Origin of the sequence: Lysobacter sp. MMG2 (assembly GCF_016735495.2) — a bacterium.
Taxonomy (GTDB): domain Bacteria; phylum Pseudomonadota; class Gammaproteobacteria; order Xanthomonadales; family Xanthomonadaceae; genus Lysobacter_J.
In genome coordinates, this window is the sequence record NZ_JAERQY020000005.1 from 288,141 (window position 1) to 305,676 (window position 17,536).

Consider the following 17,536-nt stretch of genomic DNA (forward strand, 5'->3'; position numbering starts at 1 on the left):
ACCTCACCAACGGCACGCTGGATGCGTCCAGCGTCTGGACGGTGCCGGTCGATTCGATCCTTACCGCGACGCTGACCAACGCCGGCCGCGTGGAGTTCACCGCGCCGCAGGCGGGCGCCTTCAAGGAACTGTGGACGCGCGACTACGTGGGCGCCGGCGGCACGCTGGCGATCAACACGTTCCTGGGAGCCGACAACTCACCGTCGGACAAGCTCATCCTCTACAACGGCGGTCTCGCTACAGGCCCGGGCCTGCTCGCCGTGGCGAACACCGACGGCGCGGGCGACGTCACCGTCGCCAACGGCATCCTCGTGGTGCAGGCCATCGAAGGCGCGACGACGTCGGCCAATCTGTTCGCGTTGGCAGCGCCGGCGATTGCCGGCCCGTATGAGTACACGCTGCATCGCGGCAGCGTCGACGCCGACGGCCCCGACAACTGGTACCTGCGCTCCACGCTGGATTGCAGTGGCCCCAACGCACCCGTGCCACCGTGCCCGCAACCGCCGCCGCCCGATCCGCCGCCGGACCCGACACCGGATCCACCGCCGCCGCCTCCCCCGCCCGACCCGACACCGGAGCCGCCGCCCGTGCCGGATCCGATTCCGGATCCGCCCGATCCACCGGCGCCACCGCCGCTGCCGCCACTGCCGCCGCCGATTCCGCAGTTCCGGCCGGAAGTGTCGGTGTACACCGCACTCGCGCCGACGACATTGCAGTACGGACGCTCGTTGCTCGACACGCTGCACGAACGCGTGGGCGAGCAGGAGCAACTGCGCAATCGCGACCTGCCCGAGCAGTTCCGCATCGACGGCTTCTGGGGCCGGCTGATCTACGTCAACGGCGAAAAGGACGCCGAGGGCGCGGGCATCTACGACCGCGGCCCGGAGTACGACTACGTGCTGACCGCCGTGCAACTGGGCCTGGACCTCAAGCGCGAAGAAGACCAGGACGGACCGCGCGATCATGCCGGCCTGTACGCCGCCATCGGCCACGCCGAAACGCAGGTGGAGCACGTCTTCTCGAACCTCGCCGGCGACGTGTTCGTCGACGGTTACACGCTGGGCGGCTATTGGACGCGTTACAGCGAGCGCGAGGCCTACCTCGACGGCGTGCTCCAGGCGACGTGGTACGACGCCAGCGCGCAATCGGTACGCCGCATCCGCATGCAGACCGACGGCTGGGGCCTGGCCGCATCGATCGAAGGCGGCTACCCGTTCCGCACGCGCAACGAGTGGGAAATCGAACCGCAGGCGCAGCTGATCTATCAGTGGATCGACCTGGGCGATTCGTCGGACCTCGCCGCCGATGTGCACTTCGACGACAACGAATCGCTGCTCGCACGCCTGAGCGCACGCCTCTCGCGCGAATGGAACAGCAAGGGTTACGAGTCCGGCCCGCTGGACCACACCGGCTGGGCGCGGCTGAGCGTGTGGCACGAGTTCAAGGGCGACCCGGTGACGTCGTTCTCGTCACGGCTGGGCGACATCCCCTTCGACGCCGACCTCGGCGGCAGCTGGTGGGAAGTCGAAATCGGCTACACCGGCGACCTCGACCGCAACCGCTTCCTCTACACCAACCTGGGCTACTCGCAGGGCTTCGACGACGACCGGCGCGCGTGGGAGGCGAAGCTGGGTTTTCGGGCGAACTGGTGAGCGTGGGGGAGCGGATGATTCCAGCCCGTGCAAGTGAAGCGCCTGCCCCTCCGGGCGGGCTGCCCTGCCTTGCCTGCGCCTGCTGCCGGCGCTGCCAAGTTCGGGCGCGTTGAGGTGGCTGCACGTCATTGCGTTGAACACGTCATTGCGGTGGATGCCGTGATTGCGGTTGAAGCGTGTCATTTCGGTTGAAGCTGTCATCCCCGCGAAGGCGGGGATCCAACTACCCGACGATGCACGCCCGACGGAAAGTGTGAGCAGTCGGCGAGTTGGATTCCCGCCTTCGCGGGAATGACGGTGAAGGTTGGAATTGCGGTAGCAGTACCGTTACACTGTCCGTCCGCAACGGCCGAGGCGATCGGCAAGCAATACGCCCTGCAATTCATCCGACATCGCCGCTGCAACAGCGTGTCTCATAGGTATGCGACACGACAAGCGGTGCGCCATCGGGCGGGCATTCCGGGATTATCGACTGCACCTCAACGCCGACAGTCTCATGAATCCCAAGTTCCTCTTCTGCACCCTTGCGCTGCTCTGCGTCTCCGTTGCACATGCCGGAATGTCCGACGTCGTACCGCTTGGCAAAGGGCGATACATGATTGGCGGGACGTCCGCGACCGTCTTCGGGAACACGTCGAAGATGCAAGGCAAGGCCATGAAGGTGGCAAACGACTTCTGTGCCGAGAAGAAGCCGGGCACTGAAGCCGTAATGGAATCAGCCCAAGGTCAACGGGGCCAGATGGGCACGGCCTATCAGACCACTGACGGAGCCTGGGGCGGCGGCGGCGCCAAGCAGGCGGAGATCGAAGTCATCTTCACGTGTGAAAAGTTGGAAGAAGAATCGCCCTGAGCGAGGCACATCGGCCTACGTTCGTGACAGATCCAGAGGACTCATTGCTCTTCCCGCGTCACACCATTGACTCAAGCGCACCAAACGTTACAGATCTTTTCGGTCCGAAGGTTGAGCAGCTTGGCAGACGCGCAGGCACCATACGGGCTGCCCTCGATGAATATCACTTCATCACCTTCTTCCATGTCAGGGCACCAGGTCTTAGCCTCGAATTTCTCACCATTGATGATGAAAAGCTCGTCGTCATGCGAAACCTCAATCTCGTACGAATCGGCAGCAAGAACGGTGCTTGCAGTTGCCGTAAGAACCATCGCTGCGCAGATCCGAATGATCCTGTTCATGCTCGCCCCTCCCGCGTTGGTTCTTTACATCCTACAGCCAGCGTAGCCCGGGTAAGACCGCAGGTCGCACCCGGGAATACGTTGCCGTTCGTGAAAAGCGCTCGGTCACGCCTTCAGCGCACGTCAGTCATGCGAGCCATGACCCCACCGACCGATCAAATGCCTCCAGTTTGTGGCGCGGGACCAACAGCACGATGACGAAATCGCCAAATGACTCGAGCGCACGCAGCGCCCGGGGTCCAGGGAGCAGGTATGCATCCACAGCGGCGGCGATCTGCGCAGGCGGTTGAGCCTGAAGTTCGGACAGCGCAGGCATGAGCGCGCGCTCGGAACTCGTGAGGCAGGGATCCAGGGTCTGATAGATGTCTTCCGCAGTGCCACGCCAGTCAACAGGGCCCCCGTGCCGCCCTTCCACTTGGGCGAGCAGGATGGCCTCGCACTCCTCGTCGCCTGCCTTGCGCATCTGACGCTGTACGTCATCAGGGAAGTCCAGGGCGGCGGCGACACTCAGCAGGTGCGCTTTGGGGTTGGAGAACAGGCGGCCTATGAATTTGCGCATGGTGGGTTCTCTGGTGGACTCGTCGATCTGGTTTCGCACACTGCAATCTAATCGTCTGAAATCTTGTCCCGCTCGCATTCGATCCTCTCCAGAAGATCGAGCGGGCCGATGGTTGAAGACTCGCCACTGGCGTTGGGAAACACCGCGACCAAGCGCCCGTCGCGCGCGAGGCCCGGAAGCCACCGTTCGACAACTGCCTCAAGATCTATCGGTTCCGGACACGCATCCGACCACTCGCCGGCAGCCAGCGTAGCCCGGGTAAGACCGCAGGTCGCACCCGGGAATACGTTTGCGCTCGTGATAGCGCCTGGCTTGCACCACAGCCGCGCCTCATAGGCGGAAACCGACAACTTACTTACGCCCGCGCTCGGATTCGAGCCGCGCACGCGACTTCGCATCGCCCAGCGTCGCGCCGCGTTCGAGCAGCGCGATAGCGGCAGCGCGGTCGCCCTCGTCCCCGCGTTCCAGCCGCATGAGCGCGGCGTTGTACGCGGCGATGGCACTGCCCTTCGTCGCAGCGTTTTCGAAGCCGGCGAGCGCCCTGTCCGGGCACAGGAAGAAGACGTCCCAGCCGGCCGCGGCGCGGGTCAGCATGTCGGCGTCGTCTTCGGGAATCTGCTCCTGCACGAAGGCAGGCCAGCCCATCACGAGAGAAGCGAGCACTTCGGAACCCTCAGGTACGAAATACGAGCCGGCACCCTCGCGCATGGTGAACGCCTGACGCGTCGTGCGGCGCGTTCCATCCTTCGCCAGCCACAGAAAACCGTCCTCGCCCTTGACCGGGAAACCGTCGAGGGCATCGGAAACGCGATCGGCCAGCGACAGCACACCGGGTTCGGGCGAAACGCCGGTCCACGAAGCAATAAGCTCGACGCGCTCCACTTTACCGCCCAGCTTTGGTCTCACGAGGTCTGCAATGTCGTCCACGGTGAGGATGCGCGTCTCTGCGTCGTACATGCGCCAGGGGCTCGCCTGCAGTCCGATCGTAAGGAGTTCGTCGCTGTCCGGCACCGCCTCCAGGTACTGGTACAGCGCCTGACCGGAGTACACGCAGCGCTCTGAATCCTGCGTTGGAGAGCAGGTCGTCACGCTGAGTGCTCCGGACAAGCCCAGGTGCGCCGTGTCGCACGCGAGCGCGGTGGGGCTGAGCAGGCAGAGGGAGAGCAGGATGGACTTCATCAGGCAACCAGGAGAAGGAGGGACGGAAAGGGCGTTCGGACCCATGAGTTTTCGCATGTCGGGCAATCTAATCGTCTGAAATCTTGTCCCGCTCGCATTCGATCCTCTCCAGAAGATCGAGCGGGCCGATGGTTGAAGACTCGCCACTGGCGTTGGGAAACACCGCGACCAAGCGCCCGTCGCGCGCGAGGCCCGGAAGCCACCGTTCGACAACTGCCTCAAGATCTATCGGTTCCGGATACGCATCCGACCACTCGCCGACAGCGCACTGCTGGGCGAACTCCCGAAACGGCCAGAACGGCGCGGCCTGTATCCCCCCGTCGGTGCCGAACAGCACCCAACCGCCCGCCGTCCTCAGGCTCCAGACCTCACCCCAGTCCGCGACCTTGTGGACGAAGTATTCGAAGCGTTCTGCGTTGCTTCGCTGCAGGACGTGACCTACCTCCTGCGCAGCCAACCTGTATCCGTCTGACATTCCAACTCCCTTTGATGCGCATTCTGCCTACGTAGCCCGGGCAAGACCGCGCCCGGAATACGCCGCCTAGGCCCCGCCCACACCCAGCAGCGTAACGGCGACCACGGCCAACGCGATGCCGATCACCAGCGACACGACATGCACGACGACATCGCACGTGCTCAGGTGGGCCACGTCTTCCCAGGTCGTCGTGAAGTCCCTGGCTTTTCCCTGGCGCGCACGGGCGTTGTCCATGGCGCGGTTCGCCGTGACGACCGGAAGCGTGATTCCGACCAGGATCAACAAAATGCCGAGCGGCGGCTCACCGCTGGCGAGCATCATGCCGCCGCCCATGAGCCAGAACATGAAGATCAGTGCGCCACGTGCCGCGCGAAACATACATACCCCCGAAGACGTTGACGCCGCGTCGACCGGCCTGGCTACGCAAGTAGGAGTGCGCTCTTGAAGTCATGCTCCCCTTCCGCACCCCACCACGGAACCGCCACTGCGCCGCCCCGGTGGACCAGCCGCCGTAGGAGGTGCAGGAACGACTCGATCTCGTGGCTTCCCCACTCCGCGCCCATCCGGTAATCGAGGGTCAGGCCGCAGGGCCATACGAAGACACCGAGGTCCGGGATGGCATGCTCCGATCCACGGACTCCCCGCAGAACCACGTGAAACGGCTCCAGTTCGTCCGACGCGACCAAGGCTGCGTCCGCAGGGCCGGCGTAGCTTCGTTCCGATTGGCGCAGTTTCGACCAGACCTGTCTGTCGCCGCGCGAAACGTCAGAGCCGCCGGAATCGTAGAGATGACGCAACGCAGGCTCCAGGTTCGATCGATCCGCGAATGTGACCTCCACTTCGGGCAGCGATCCGTCGTCCGTGTCGAAGTATTTCTCAAGCGTCATCCTTGCCCCGCCCCCTATGCGCGCATGATCCAACGTGCCGCCCCGCCCGGCATCCCTGTTGGATCATGCCATGTTCCCAATAGGGCGTTGGCGTGTCCGCCATCGGGCGGCAGCACACACGCGCCGCAACAGCCAATGTGGCCCGGCCAAGCCCCCGACGGGAAGGACGCCCGCCATCCGCCACGCCTCCCGCCGAGGACCATTTGGATAGTCGTGCGCTATTGCACTCATGTGGATAAGCGATTCGAGTCTGCGTGCGCCGGGCGGCTATATTCGACCCTCCCCCAGCGCACGGTGTGCCAGCATGAGCCAGCCCGACGACAAGCCCGCCAAGACCCCATTGACCACGGCGTTCGGCGCGCCGGTCATCGACAACGACAACAGCATGACCGCCGGCCCGCGCGGGCCCTTGCTGATGCAGGACGTGTGGTTGATCGAGAAGCTCGCCAACCTCAATCGCGAGATCATTCCCGAACGCCGCATGCACGCCAAAGGCTCCGGCGCCTTCGGCACGTTCACCGTCACCCACGACATCAGCCGCTACACGCGCGCGAAGATCTTCAGCGCGGTCGGCAAGAAGACGGAGATGTTCGCCCGCTTCACCACCGTCGCCGGCGAGCGCGGCGCGGCCGATGCCGAGCGCGACATCCGCGGCTTCGCGCTGAAGTTCTACACCGAGGAAGGCAACTGGGATCTGGTCGGCAACAACACGCCGGTGTTCTTCGTGCGCGACCCGCGCAAGTTCCCGGACCTCAACAAGGCCGTCAAGCGCGATCCGAAGACCAACCTGCGCAGCGCACGCAACAACTGGGACTTCTGGACGAGCCTGCCCGAGGCGCTGCACCAGGTCACCATCGTGATGAGCGACCGCGGCATCCCGGCCAGCTACCGCCACATGCACGGTTTCGGTTCGCACACCTACAGCTTCTACAACGACCAGGGCGAGCGGTTCTGGGTGAAGTTCCACATCCGCACGCAGCAGGGCATCAAGAACCTCACCGATGCGCAAGCGCAGGAGCTGATCGGCAGCGACCGCGAAAGCCATCAGCGCGACCTGTTCGATGCGATCGAGCGCGGCGAGTTCCCGAAGTGGACGGTGTACATCCAGGTGATGCCGGAAACCGATGCCGAGAAGGTGCCCTACCACCCCTTCGACCTGACCAAGGTATGGCCGCACGGCGACTACCCGCTGATCGAAGTGGGCGTGATGGAGCTCAACCGCAATCCGGAGAACTTCTACGCCGACGTCGAGCAGAGCGCGTTCGCGCCGAACAACCTGGTGCCGGGCATCAGCGTCTCGCCGGACAAGATGCTGCAGGCGCGGTTGTTCGCGTATTCGGATGCGCAGCGTTACCGGCTGGGCGTGAACCACCACCAGATCCCGGTGAATGCGGCCCGCTGCCCGGTCCACAGCAACCACCGCGACGGCGCGATGCGCGTGGATGGAAACTACGGCGGCAACCTGCACTACACGCCCAACAGCTACGGCCAGTGGGAGGCGCAGCCGGAGTATCGCGAGCCGCCGTTGAAGATCAACGGCAATGCGGACTTCTGGAACTTCCGCGAGGACGACGCCGACTACTTCAAGCAGCCCGGCGACCTGTTCCGCCTGATGACATCGGAACAGCAACAGGTGCTCTTCGACAACACGGCGCGTGCAATGGGCGATGCGCCGGAGTTCATCAAGCGGCGCCACATTGCCAATTGCAGCAAGGCCGATCCGGCCTACGGCGCAGGCGTGGCCCGCGCGCTCAAGCTGGACGTGACGGTCGACGAGCCGATCGAGGCCGGTTGATCGCATGCCGACGCATGCCTGGCGTAACCGCCGGGCATGCGTTGGGCAACCGTGCGCCCGCAGTCACTCTGTCCGCGATCAGCGCGCCTGCAGGAACACCGGGTTCGAGTAGAACCACAGATCCGCCCACGGGTCCTCGCCGGCCACGTCCGCGCCTGGCGCGTCCTCGGCGCTGTTGGTCCCACGCGCACGAACGAAGCCTCCGTGCGGCGGCGAGTCGACCTCCCAGCCCACCGTCAGCCATTCGCCTTCCCGCTTCATCGCATCGACGCCGAACCGCTTCACGTCCATGCGCGGCGGGCCGTCGTCGGCCGCGTGGCCCAGGATCAGCTCGACGTGATCCAGACGTGACCGTTGATCGTTGGCATTGGATCGCGCGGGCTGGCGCACGCGCAACTCGACCTTCAGCTTCTCGCCGCGAACGGTGCGCAACGCGCCACCCATGGATGCGCTGCGCGATGGTTCGCGCGCGGACAGCACGCGCAGTTCCAGCGCATCGATCAGATCGCCGGTGACCGCGAACATCCGCCCCTCGCGCATGCCCTCGAGCACATCGCTAGCCTCCGGTCGCGCCCAGACGTAGGTCTTGCTGTACTGGCCGGGATCGAAGTCGCGGCCGCCATCGCGCCGGTTGACGTGCGAGTCGGACGTCGCCGTGATCCAGAAGCGGCGCCCACTGGCCAGGATCGAATCCCACACGCCGCCCACGCGCGCCGTCATCTGGTCGAAGCCGCCGAACGTCGGCGCGTCATCGTTGCGATACAGCCCCCGGTGCAACGACGCCGCCTGATGGCCCGGCGCGCCTTCCATGCCGACCAGCACCTGGGGCGCGGCGTCGTGCCACGCGCGCAGTTCGGCCGGTTCGACTTCGCCCCATGCGTCCACGCCGGTCGCCGTGCGCGAGGGATGGTTGATGAACATCAGCGGGCGTGGTTCCTGCACGCGCATGTACGCCAGCGCGTCGAGCATCAACTGGCCATCCTCGCGCGTGCCGGGCGACAGCGGCTCGCCGCGACCGAAATCGCGTTCGATGACGAACTGCTGCTCGCGCTCCCCTGCCCCGGGCGCGACGATCAACGACGCGTGCTCGCCGCCGGGCACGTCGAACTCCATTCCGTGGAACTGAATCAGCACGGGCACGTCGCGTCGCGCCTGCTGCAACGCGGGCCAGGCCTGATCGCGCGTCACCACGGAATGTCCGGGGCCGCCGTGATCGGTGTGGACCATCCAGCGCAGGCCGTTCGCGAGTGCCTGCCGTGCGTTGTGAGTTCGCGAGTACGGAGAGTCGCCGCCGCGGATCGGCGTGGGCGGCGATGTCGAGCGGTCCCAGTCCACGCTCCATTCGCTGTGCACGTGATGGTCGCCGGCCAGCCAGCTGCGCGCGTGGTTGTCCTGGGCGAATGCGGGGGAGCAATGGCACAGCAGCGCCGCGACAGGCAGCAGCACGTTAAGACGCATGACGAGTTTCCTTGCTTCGATGGCGGGCACCGACGGGGAATGTGTCCCGTCGACGCAGGGCCAGAACCTGGCGGCCCAGCGGCCGCCAGGTCGTGTGACGACACCGCGATCAGAAGTCCGCGCGGATGCCCAGGCTGATGCGGCGTCCCGACAACTCGTACATGGTAGGGAACGAAGGATCCATCGTGTAACCGCTGGTCTCCTCGTCCGTCATGTTGATGCCCTTCAGGCTCAGCTTGATGTTGTCGGTGATGCGGTAGCCGATGGAGAAATCGACCTGGCCGTACGCGTCGCGCCAGATCGGGTACATGTCGTAGCCGATCGACTCGACGTACTCGCCCTTGTGGTTGTACGACACGCGGGCGTCGAAGCGGTTGTTGTCGTAGTAGAAGGTGACGTTATAGGTCTTCTCCGCCAGTCCAGGCATCGGCGTGAGAATGCCCAGGTCCGACTCGCCGGCCAGCGAGCTGTCCAGCCAGGTGTAGTTGGCCGCGATGCCGAATCCCTCCAGCGAGCGATGCAGCGTGCCCAGCGGAACCTGCGCGTTGAGCTCGACGCCGTCCACGTCGTACGAGCCGTCGGCGTTGACGGGCTGGTAGACGTCGAAGTCGTAGATGCCGTTGAGCGTGCCGTTGGCGTTGTACACCGCCACATCCGGCACCACGCCGGTGAAGGAGTTGATGACCACGCCGTCGATCTTCTTGTGGAAGTACGAACCCGCCAACAGGCCGCCTTCGCCGAAGTAGCGCTCCAGGCCGATCTCCCACTGCTTGGCGTAGGTCGGCTGCAGGTCCGGATTGCCGTCGGTGAAGCGGAACGAGGTCCAGCTTGCCGTGCGCTTGTAGGCGATGTCGGTCAGGGCCGGCCGCATCATCGTCTCCGACGCCGCAGCGCGCAGCAGGAAGTCGGGCGCCAACTCCGCGGTCATGTTCAGGCTGGGCAGGAGGTCGTCGTAACTGCCCTTGCGTGACACCGGCGTGTCCGTGTAGCCGGTGCTGCCGTTTGCGTTCTGCACCGGGTGATAACCGAACGACAGCACGGACGTATCGACGTAGCGTGCGCCGCCGTTGATCGTCACCGGCACGCTGCCGATGTCGAAGGCGACGTCGGCCATGGCGTACAGCGCGGCTACTTCCTCGTCGACGCGGTAGTACTGGCCGACATCGAACGGCGTGCGGAAGCCTGCGTAGCGGAAGGCGTCGCGCGCGTACTCGTTGGAGACCTGCCTCCAGTCCAGACCCTTCAGGCTGTAGTCGCCGCCGGGGACGATGTCGCCGATCCACTGCAGCGGGCTGTCGGCCAGCGTGCGCGTGTTGACCCACGCGGTGCTGCCGGCGGTCGGACCGGTGATCTTCAATTCGCCGTAGTTGCGCTCCTTGGACTTGTCCGTGTAACGCGCGCCGAACTGCACGCTGCGCAGCGCCGGCGCGAAGGCCAGATCGAGCGACTTGTTGAAGTCCACCTGCGCGGCGTACTTGTCGTCGCTGACCTTCTCCAGCGTGGTTTCGTACGCTTCGAAGAGGTACTTCTCTGGCGAGCCGTACATGTCGAAACCGGCCGACGATGCGCTGGGGATCGTCTCGCCGCTGCGCCCCGTCCATCGCGTGCGCGACGGCGCGTAGGCGACGTGCTTGAGGTTGGCGAAGTCCGAGGTTTTCTCGGCGCCCGAATAACCGGCCATCGCGTCCAGGCGCCAGGTATCGCCCGACCAGTCCATGTCGAGGCTGAACTGCTGGTAGTCGGTCTTGTTGATGCGTTCCTTGCTCAGGAACTCATGCTGCGTCGCCGTGTAGGACACATCGCGCAGCACCAGCATGCCGTACTGCGACAGCGTATCGGCGTCGTACTCGTGGATGGTCTCCAGCGTGCTTCGGCTGGACGCCGAGTATGCGGCCGCGTCGTACTCGTCCTCGGTCGTGTCATACGCACCGACCATTGCATCGAAGCTCAGGCTGAAGCGGCTGCTCGGCCGGTACTGCAGCGAGGCGGTCGCGCCCCACTTGTCCTGCTCGTTGACGTAGACGCGATCGCCCACCTTGTCCTGGAAGACGATGAGGTTGGATTCAGCGGTATTGTTGCGGTTGTTGATGACCACGCCCGTGTCGCGTTCCAGCACGGCTTCGGCCTGGGCGCCACGCGAACCGGACACGCCCAGGAACCGCGACATCGGCCGGAAGTTGATGCCCGACGTCGAATCGGTGCGGTTGGTGCGCTTGGCCTTGGAGAAGGAAACCAGTCCGCCCCAATCGCCCCAGGTATCGCTCGCGAGGAAGGCGAACTTGGGATCGACTTCCTCCGAGATCGAGTTGTGCGCGGCTTCGGCCGACACCACCAGACGGCGTTCGTCGTAGTCGAACGGACGCGCGGTGGAGATCTTCACCGTGCCGGCGATTCCGCCCTCCTCGTCCGCCGCGGTGGGCGACTTCTGCACCGTCACCTGCTGGATGATTTCGGAGGCGAAGATGTCGAACTCGACATCACGGCCGCCGCTGCCCGATGCGGTCGCCAGGTCGTTGATGGTGACCTGCGTGTACTCCGACGGCAGGCCGCGAATGCTGACCTTGGTTCCCAGGCCCTTGTTGCGCTCGATGGAAACGCCCGGCATGCGCTGCAATGCCTCGGCGAGGTTCTGCTCGGGGAAATCGGCCACGTCGGTGGCGACGATGGAGTCGGAGAAGCCGATGTTCCAGCGCTTGAGATCGACCGCCTGCTCCAGGCTTCGGCTGTAGGTGCCGACGACTTCAATGCCTTCCAGCTCCAGCACCGGGTCGCCCGCCTGCGGCGGCGATGACGGCGTCGTCGCGGGCGGATTCGGCGCGGCGCCGGGTTGCGCGGCGGGCGTGGCGGCGGCCTCGATCGTCACCGTGGTGTCGTTGAGGTAGCGATGGCGAAGTCCCGTGCCGGCAAGCAACTGCTGCAACACCTGATCCGATGGCAATCCGGCGGGAATGGCGCGCGTGCGCGGGTTGCCGGCGGTCTGCTCGCTGTAGACGAACTGCAGGCCGGTCTGGCGCGAAAGGGAATTGAGGGCGCGGTCGAGCGGTTGCGAGGGAATCGCCTCGGCGGCGACGCGGGCTTGCTGCGCGATGGCAGGCGTTGCCTGCAGGGCAAGGGCGATCGAAAGGAACAGAAGACGGCGCATCGTAGGATCCAGTGGGGTGGGTTCGGTATGCGCAAGGCGATCTCTTGCGCTTGCCCCAACTACGAGTGCGCCAGGCGCGGATCGGGCACCGTTTCTTTGATGAATTTTTTGTTGCAACGTTGGGATTGCGAAAAGTCGGTTCGCTCGCGCTCTGCAATCGTCAATGCGGTGATGCCCCGCCGCCCTGCTCCGCGCGAACGCTCACGCGGATACCGGCGCTCGATGCCTGCGTCACCAGCGTGGGCTGCTCATCGAGGAACGCGCGCATCGACGCCAGGTCGTCGCCGCGCAGGTTGCCGGTCAGGCGCAGTGTCCCCGCGGCTTCGTCGACATCCAAGCGCACGGTATTGATGCGATTGAACTGGTCGGCCACGTCGCGCAGCGATTCGTTGCGGAACACGATGCGGCGTGTCCACCAGGCGGTCATCGTGTCGACGTCCTCGTCGCTGATGCTCACCGCATGGTCGCGGTAGGCGATGCGTGCACCCTGCCCTGCGCGCAGATCGGCCAGAAGGCCGCCGTCTCCATCGTCGCCGATGACCTGCACGCGGCCTTCGGCGACACCTATGCGCGCCTGTTCGCGCTGCAACGACACATCGAACGTCGTGCCGATATCGCGTACCTGCAACCCGGCGGCGTGCACCGACAGCGGCCGGTACTCGTCGGCGACAACGAAGCTGGCCTGGCCGCGCTCGAGCTCCACACGACGCCCGGTCAGGCCGAACTGGATGCGCAGGCTGCTCTCGGCATTGAGGTGCACCACGGTGCCGTCGGGAAGCTCGATGGATCGTGGCTCACCGTGCGCGGCGACGTAACGCTCCGAATGCGGTATCGCAATGCGTGCCGCTGCGCCGAGTACGAGCAGCAGGCCCGCGGCGGCGGCCAGGTGCCGCAGACGCACGCTGCGGCGCGGTGATGGGGATGCGGAAGCCACACGCGCGCGCTTGATCGGCCAGGCAATCACGTTCGACGGCGTCGCGCCGGCGGCAGGCGCGTCCGCTTCGGCCTGATCGAGCGGCGTCGCACGCATGGCCTCGGCCAGGTCGGCCGCCAGCCGGCCGACGGCCAGGTAGTTGCGCAAGTGTTCCGGCGACGACACCAGCCAGTCCATGAAGCGCGCCTGGTCCGTCGCCCCCAACCCGCCCTGGCGTTGCAGCGCATGCCATTCCAGCGCTTCGCGCGAAATCCGTTCCGTCATCGGCGTCCGTTCCATCGTCACTCCTTCGCGTCCTCCACCAACGCCCGGCGGCAGAACGACAGGCCGCGGACGACGTGCTTCTTCACCATGTGCTGCGATACGCCGAGCCGGTCGGCGATCTGCTTGTAGCTGAGGCCGTCCCGGTACTGCATCACCAGCACGGCGCGCGTGCGTTCGGGCAGGCGGGCCAGCAGGGCCTGCAGGCGTACACGGCGCTGGGTGCGCTCGGTGGCGTCTTCCACGGACTCATCGGTGGCCAGCAGCGCGGCCATGTGGTCCACCTCTTCGATGGACTGCACCGGCCGCTGGCGGCGCACGGCCTGCTCCCGCGCCAGGTTGAGCGCAACGGTGAACAGATACGCCTCGGGATTGCCTATCTCCTCGCGCTGCGTCCGATGTGCGCGCAACAGGCGCAGCCAAGTCTCCTGCACGAGATCCTCCGCCTCATCGTTGGCACCGCGACGCACGAAGAAGCCGCGCAGCACCGGCGCCTGCTCGGCGAACATGCGCGCCCATCCCTTTCTCGCCTGTTCGGCCAATGTGCATCCGCCATCCCTTGGAGTGCGCGCGAAGCTACGCGGTTCCGGTGACGCGTAGATGACGGCGCGCGCTTGGTTGCGGGCATCAGCCGAGAGGCAATTCCAGCTCGGGACTCATGAGACTCCCACGCTCAATCCGCCCTCCTGGAAGACGGAGGACCGCCCGGCTACGCGGCTTGGCGGCAGCGAACGGTCAGTGGGCAGTCGGGTTGTACGACTTGTCAGGTCGCTGGAGCGCAACCACCGGGTTTGAACACCCGTTCGGTGGATGCCGGATTTCTTTCCAGGGCACCACCGACGCGGGTGGGACGCCTGGAGAACGAGCCGCCACAGTTGGGGCAGCGACCGCCGAGCACCGACTCGACGCAGGTCGTGCAGAAGGTGCACTCGAACGAACAGATCCACGCGTCTGTCGAATCTGCCGGCAGATCGACATCGCAGCACTCGCAGCCTGGACGCATCTGCAGCATGTCGGACTCCTATGCACGGGCCAGATTGATCGATACCCAACTCCGGCCGTTAGCGTACACCGGGGCCTTTTGTCTGGACACGCCCTGAGTGACACGGGGCACCACGCCGCCCATGTCAGCTCTCGTGGGCCGAGTGGAAGTCCGCGCGAAGTCGCCAGATCGTCCACACGCCGCTGATGGCCAGTGCCAACGCGATCGCGAACAGTCCGACCGGGATGACCCATCCGAGGACTTCAATGACGGGGCGCAGAAGGCCCCCTGCCCCGTTGGTGATACTGGCGAGAAGTCCGTTGACGATCAGCGCCGCAAGCCCGACCACGGCGCCCTGCCACACGCGGGCACTCGCCTTGCGTTCCGTCTTTCGATTCTCACGGCCAAAGGCCACAGCGGCACCTCAGTCCTTGGTTACGCATCTCATGTGTGCTGCGTCTCATCAGGCGCGGCCCATCCAAGAGCGGCTCGCCGTCTTCTGTTCCAACTCCGAACGCCAGCTCGGCCGCCGAATGGCAGGTGAGATCCATCACTTCTTTCCTTCCTCACCCTGCTCCGCATTCTCGCTGTCGTGTTCCTCGTCGAGCTGCCCGCTAATGCCTGTGCGTCGCTCTTCGTTGTGTAGGGCGATGGGGCCCGCCGGCTCGTCAGGACGCTGCGAACCCCCTTGGTTCTGCTGACCTGTGTCCTGCTTGTCGCGTTCGTCAATGCTACCCATCTCGTTCATCCCGCTGCGTCGGCGAAGTGCCGAGCAACCACACTGCGCGCCGAGCCGTCAGCAAGCGGTGACGCGCAGTACACCGAGGTGATCAGGGGATGATGAGAGCTGCGCGCCGGGGCGCAACTACAGCTGCTTCTCGACCTTGTCCGCTGTTGCCTCCTGTCCCGACCTTTGACCCCGGAGCGGGAAAGCTACTCGTCGTTAACGGATACGGACATGACGAGCTATCCCTCACGCAACTCTGACGCGTCCCGCTGAAGTCACCTCAGTATCTCTGCGTGACTGCTGCGACGATCGCCATGCCTCGTAGACAACCGGCTCGACATCTCGCCAACCTACTCGTCGGGAGATGGAGCTGCTGCTCCATGCAAGCATCAAGTGGACGGCAACCTCGTCCCAATCCAAGTGCGGGAGCGAAGTCCTGGCCGGACGCCCAGATCACGGAGGGTCGCTGGACGCCGCCGGCTGTCACGCCAGTGCCGCTGCGTCGCGTGCCACTGCGTAATGACCGCTTTGGGTCGAAAGCGGACATTAGCAGCCCGGCCGCCGTACGTCCCGGCCGAACGTCCGCTATTGGCCAGGAGCGGATGTCAGAGCCCTCTCAATGTGTTCTTACAACAACCCCACGGACAGTTGAGGATCCACGCGCTTCCGCGCTCTTCAGCGGACAACGCACCATTGCACTGTGGGCATACCTGATCGATCGGCAGGCCGCGGCTGTGCTGGCACATGGCGATGTACACGGGCTTCGCGTGTGCTGGCAATGACTTCCCTCGCAGGAACTCCACAGCTTCCAGCTAGATACCGTCCATAAACGAGGTCATTGATCGCCACCAGGATAGTGTCCGCTTCGGGTCGATAGCGGACATTACCAGCGGTCGGCGCGTCCGTCCTGCCCGAATGTCCGCTATCGGCCAGAAGCGGTCGTCGCCGCGAGGTTGTACAACATGCCGCCAGGCGGAGCAGATGGATCATTGACGCCGGACCGCAGCACAGCATTCACAGTGCGACCGCCAATTGCTGTCGTGGGGCGAAGTACTTCCGCGCGCTCGGCATCCAGATACTCAATTCGAATCAGCGAAGCGTCGGCCCAGCGAATGTTGATGCCATATGCCTGATCGCTTCGACTGGCCCCGTAAAGATTGGCTACGGATGCCTCGACATTGCAATCCCCGCCGCGACGAGCAAGGCAGACGTCATACGAGAATGAGGTTGTGGCGCCGCCATTGGACTCGATTACAACTGCGTCGATAGTGCCGTCTGGTGAGGTCGAGCGCGCTACTTCGTCATGCGAAGGATCTGCGGCAATGCAGCCGCCAACTAGCGAGAGCAGGAGAAGCACGAGAACCCTCATCAATTACCCCCAACTCCTTGATGGATGGACCCGCGGATCGATCCGCTTCCTGCGGTCATTCGAGCGAGAAGCAAGTCTTCGAATGACCGCTTCGGATCGGAAGCGGACATTAGCACCTGCCTCGCCTTCCACCCTGCCCTGATGTCCGCTATCGGCCAAAAGCGGCCATTCGCCAACGTCTGAGTTAAGCCGAGCCAGGAAGTGGCTTCGGCTTGAATGAATTGTTAGGTGCGGACCGACTGCACCGTGCAAGCCAGATAGCAACTGCGCCAAAGCCTAGAACGACCGCCGGCCAAGCCACGCTAAAAAACACGAGCACGCCGAAGTAGAGAACTACCGCCAAAGCCATCAACGGCTGCGGCTCGGGTGGACCGACCGCCAGACCCCACACAGTGAGAAAGACAAGGCTGGCGACTAGAGACAGGGCGAGAACCACAACGGGGCAAAGCACCAACTCATACGTGGGGCGCTCCCCAGACACCGGAGCGTACCAGCCCCCAAGCAGCCAGCCGAGAATGAGTGCGGCTAGCGATGAGGCGCCACCAGCGATCCACGCCCCCTGTGCGCCCGCGAGGTCAGGAGCCGATAGCAAAAAGAATGCTACCGACGAAGCCATCGCTACCCCGTACCCAAGGCTGCTCTTGGTTCGCATGCTCATCGCAACCATTTGGCCCACCAAACTAGCTAATAGACGGACCCGTGGGTCCGGTTATACGTCTGATGCCAGACCCCAGCGAACAGGCCAATGACCGCTTTGGGTCGAAAGCGGACATTAGCTCTCGCCCGTCCGCCGCGCCACCCCAATGTCCGTATATGGACTCCTCCTCTGGCTGCAAGCCTCCCGCATCCGGCGCCCGAGTCGACTGCGCACGTATATCCGGCCTCGGACTGCTGCATCGCTTCGATGCTGGGCCTTGATGGCTAT

17 protein-coding genes are annotated in these 17,536 nt (G+C 64.8%); 3 read left to right on the forward strand and 14 right to left on the reverse strand.

Annotation, left to right across the window (positions count from 1 at the left end):
* Nucleotides 1-41: 41 nt before the first annotated feature.
* Together JI752_RS17825 and JI752_RS17830 are read left to right on the forward strand one after the other, a co-directional pair.
* The gene (locus tag JI752_RS17825) at nt 42-1,652 is read left to right on the forward strand and encodes an autotransporter outer membrane beta-barrel domain-containing protein (protein WP_216966643.1); all 1,611 of its coding nucleotides are present in this window, start codon (nt 42-44) and stop codon (nt 1,650-1,652) included.
* Nucleotides 1,653-2,148: 496 nt separating this feature from the next.
* Nucleotides 2,149-2,502, forward strand: coding sequence for a hypothetical protein (locus JI752_RS17830; protein ID WP_216966645.1), 354 nt, complete (start codon nt 2,149-2,151; stop codon nt 2,500-2,502).
* A 71-nt stretch (nt 2,503-2,573) separates the two neighbouring features.
* On the opposite strand, the gene JI752_RS17835 is transcribed toward JI752_RS17830, so the two are convergent.
* From JI752_RS17835 to JI752_RS17865, 6 genes are all read right to left on the reverse strand, one after another.
* Nucleotides 2,574-2,843 carry a hypothetical protein gene (locus JI752_RS17835; RefSeq protein WP_216966647.1) on the reverse strand — a complete coding sequence of 90 codons (270 nt, stop codon included), beginning with the start codon at nt 2,841-2,843 and terminating at the stop codon, nt 2,574-2,576.
* Nucleotides 2,844-2,970: 127 nt separating this feature from the next.
* Nucleotides 2,971-3,402 (reverse strand): hypothetical protein, encoded by a 432-nt coding sequence (locus JI752_RS17840; protein WP_216966649.1) that lies wholly within the window; start codon nt 3,400-3,402, stop codon nt 2,971-2,973.
* Nucleotides 3,403-3,753: 351 nt separating this feature from the next.
* Nucleotides 3,754-4,581: a hypothetical protein gene (locus JI752_RS17850; RefSeq protein WP_216966653.1), complete on the reverse strand. Its 828-nt coding sequence runs from the start codon at nt 4,579-4,581 to the stop codon at nt 3,754-3,756.
* Nucleotides 4,582-4,648: 67 nt separating this feature from the next.
* Complete coding sequence (locus tag JI752_RS17855; RefSeq protein WP_216966655.1) at nt 4,649-5,056, reverse strand: DUF2750 domain-containing protein; 408 nt, start codon at nt 5,054-5,056, stop codon at nt 4,649-4,651.
* Between the two features lie 66 nt (nt 5,057-5,122).
* The gene (locus JI752_RS17860) at nt 5,123-5,401 is read right to left on the reverse strand and encodes a hypothetical protein (RefSeq protein WP_216966657.1); all 279 of its coding nucleotides are present in this window, start codon (nt 5,399-5,401) and stop codon (nt 5,123-5,125) included.
* Between the two features lie 74 nt (nt 5,402-5,475).
* Nucleotides 5,476-5,943, reverse strand: a complete 468-nt coding sequence (locus JI752_RS17865; protein WP_216966659.1) for a hypothetical protein — start codon at nt 5,941-5,943, stop codon at nt 5,476-5,478.
* A 304-nt stretch (nt 5,944-6,247) separates the two neighbouring features.
* Between JI752_RS17865 and JI752_RS17870 the strand changes: the two genes are divergently transcribed.
* Entirely contained in the window at nt 6,248-7,738 is a 1,491-nt protein-coding gene (locus JI752_RS17870; protein ID WP_216966661.1) for a catalase, read from the forward strand.
* A gap of 78 nt (nt 7,739-7,816) precedes the next feature.
* Here JI752_RS17870 and JI752_RS17875 read toward each other — a convergent pair whose 3' ends face one another.
* The 8 genes from JI752_RS17875 to JI752_RS17910 all read right to left on the reverse strand — a co-directional run bounded on the left by JI752_RS17875 (nt 7,817) and on the right by JI752_RS17910 (nt 16,599).
* Nucleotides 7,817-9,196 (reverse strand): hypothetical protein, encoded by a 1,380-nt coding sequence (locus tag JI752_RS17875; protein ID WP_216966663.1) that lies wholly within the window; start codon nt 9,194-9,196, stop codon nt 7,817-7,819.
* A 109-nt stretch (nt 9,197-9,305) separates the two neighbouring features.
* Nucleotides 9,306-12,338, reverse strand: a complete 3,033-nt coding sequence (locus JI752_RS17880; protein WP_216966666.1) for a TonB-dependent receptor — start codon at nt 12,336-12,338, stop codon at nt 9,306-9,308.
* Between the two features lie 160 nt (nt 12,339-12,498).
* Nucleotides 12,499-13,551 carry a FecR domain-containing protein gene (locus JI752_RS17885; RefSeq protein WP_216966668.1) on the reverse strand — a complete coding sequence of 351 codons (1,053 nt, stop codon included), beginning with the start codon at nt 13,549-13,551 and terminating at the stop codon, nt 12,499-12,501.
* A 2-nt stretch (nt 13,552-13,553) separates the two neighbouring features.
* Nucleotides 13,554-14,075, reverse strand: a complete 522-nt coding sequence (locus JI752_RS17890; RefSeq protein ID WP_216966670.1) for an RNA polymerase sigma factor — start codon at nt 14,073-14,075, stop codon at nt 13,554-13,556.
* 221 nt (nt 14,076-14,296) lie between these two features.
* On the reverse strand, nt 14,297-14,545 hold the full coding sequence (locus tag JI752_RS17895) for a DUF1272 domain-containing protein (protein WP_216966672.1): 249 nt from the start codon (nt 14,543-14,545) through the stop codon (nt 14,297-14,299).
* A 115-nt stretch (nt 14,546-14,660) separates the two neighbouring features.
* On the reverse strand, nt 14,661-14,879 hold the full coding sequence (locus tag JI752_RS17900) for a hypothetical protein (protein WP_216966674.1): 219 nt from the start codon (nt 14,877-14,879) through the stop codon (nt 14,661-14,663).
* Between the two features lie 186 nt (nt 14,880-15,065).
* Nucleotides 15,066-15,263, reverse strand: a complete 198-nt coding sequence (locus JI752_RS17905) for a hypothetical protein (protein ID WP_216966676.1) — start codon at nt 15,261-15,263, stop codon at nt 15,066-15,068.
* 901 nt (nt 15,264-16,164) lie between these two features.
* On the reverse strand, nt 16,165-16,599 hold the full coding sequence (locus tag JI752_RS17910) for a DUF5412 domain-containing protein (RefSeq protein WP_216966678.1): 435 nt from the start codon (nt 16,597-16,599) through the stop codon (nt 16,165-16,167).
* Nucleotides 16,600-17,536 lie beyond the last annotated feature (937 nt).

Excerpts from the sequence above, each read along its gene's own strand:
- JI752_RS17830 (WP_216966645.1), top strand. The coding sequence starts at position 2,149 with ATGAATCCCAAGTTCCTCTTCTGCACCCTTGCGCTGCTCTGCGTCTCC.
- JI752_RS17835 (WP_216966647.1), bottom strand. The coding sequence starts at position 2,843 with ATGAACAGGATCATTCGGATCTGCGCAGCGATGGTTCTTACGGCAACT.
- JI752_RS17840 (WP_216966649.1), bottom strand. The coding sequence starts at position 3,402 with ATGCGCAAATTCATAGGCCGCCTGTTCTCCAACCCCAAAGCGCACCTG.
- JI752_RS17850 (WP_216966653.1), bottom strand. The coding sequence starts at position 4,581 with ATGAAGTCCATCCTGCTCTCCCTCTGCCTGCTCAGCCCCACCGCGCTC.
- JI752_RS17855 (WP_216966655.1), bottom strand. The coding sequence starts at position 5,056 with ATGTCAGACGGATACAGGTTGGCTGCGCAGGAGGTAGGTCACGTCCTG.
- JI752_RS17860 (WP_216966657.1), bottom strand. The coding sequence starts at position 5,401 with ATGTTCTGGCTCATGGGCGGCGGCATGATGCTCGCCAGCGGTGAGCCG.
- JI752_RS17865 (WP_216966659.1), bottom strand. The coding sequence starts at position 5,943 with ATGACGCTTGAGAAATACTTCGACACGGACGACGGATCGCTGCCCGAA.
- JI752_RS17870 (WP_216966661.1), top strand. The coding sequence starts at position 6,248 with ATGAGCCAGCCCGACGACAAGCCCGCCAAGACCCCATTGACCACGGCG.
- JI752_RS17875 (WP_216966663.1), bottom strand. The coding sequence starts at position 9,196 with ATGCGTCTTAACGTGCTGCTGCCTGTCGCGGCGCTGCTGTGCCATTGC.
- JI752_RS17880 (WP_216966666.1), bottom strand. The coding sequence starts at position 12,338 with ATGCGCCGTCTTCTGTTCCTTTCGATCGCCCTTGCCCTGCAGGCAACG.
- JI752_RS17885 (WP_216966668.1), bottom strand. The coding sequence starts at position 13,551 with ATGGAACGGACGCCGATGACGGAACGGATTTCGCGCGAAGCGCTGGAA.
- JI752_RS17895 (WP_216966672.1), bottom strand. The coding sequence starts at position 14,545 with ATGCTGCAGATGCGTCCAGGCTGCGAGTGCTGCGATGTCGATCTGCCG.
- JI752_RS17905 (WP_216966676.1), bottom strand. The coding sequence starts at position 15,263 with ATGAACGAGATGGGTAGCATTGACGAACGCGACAAGCAGGACACAGGT.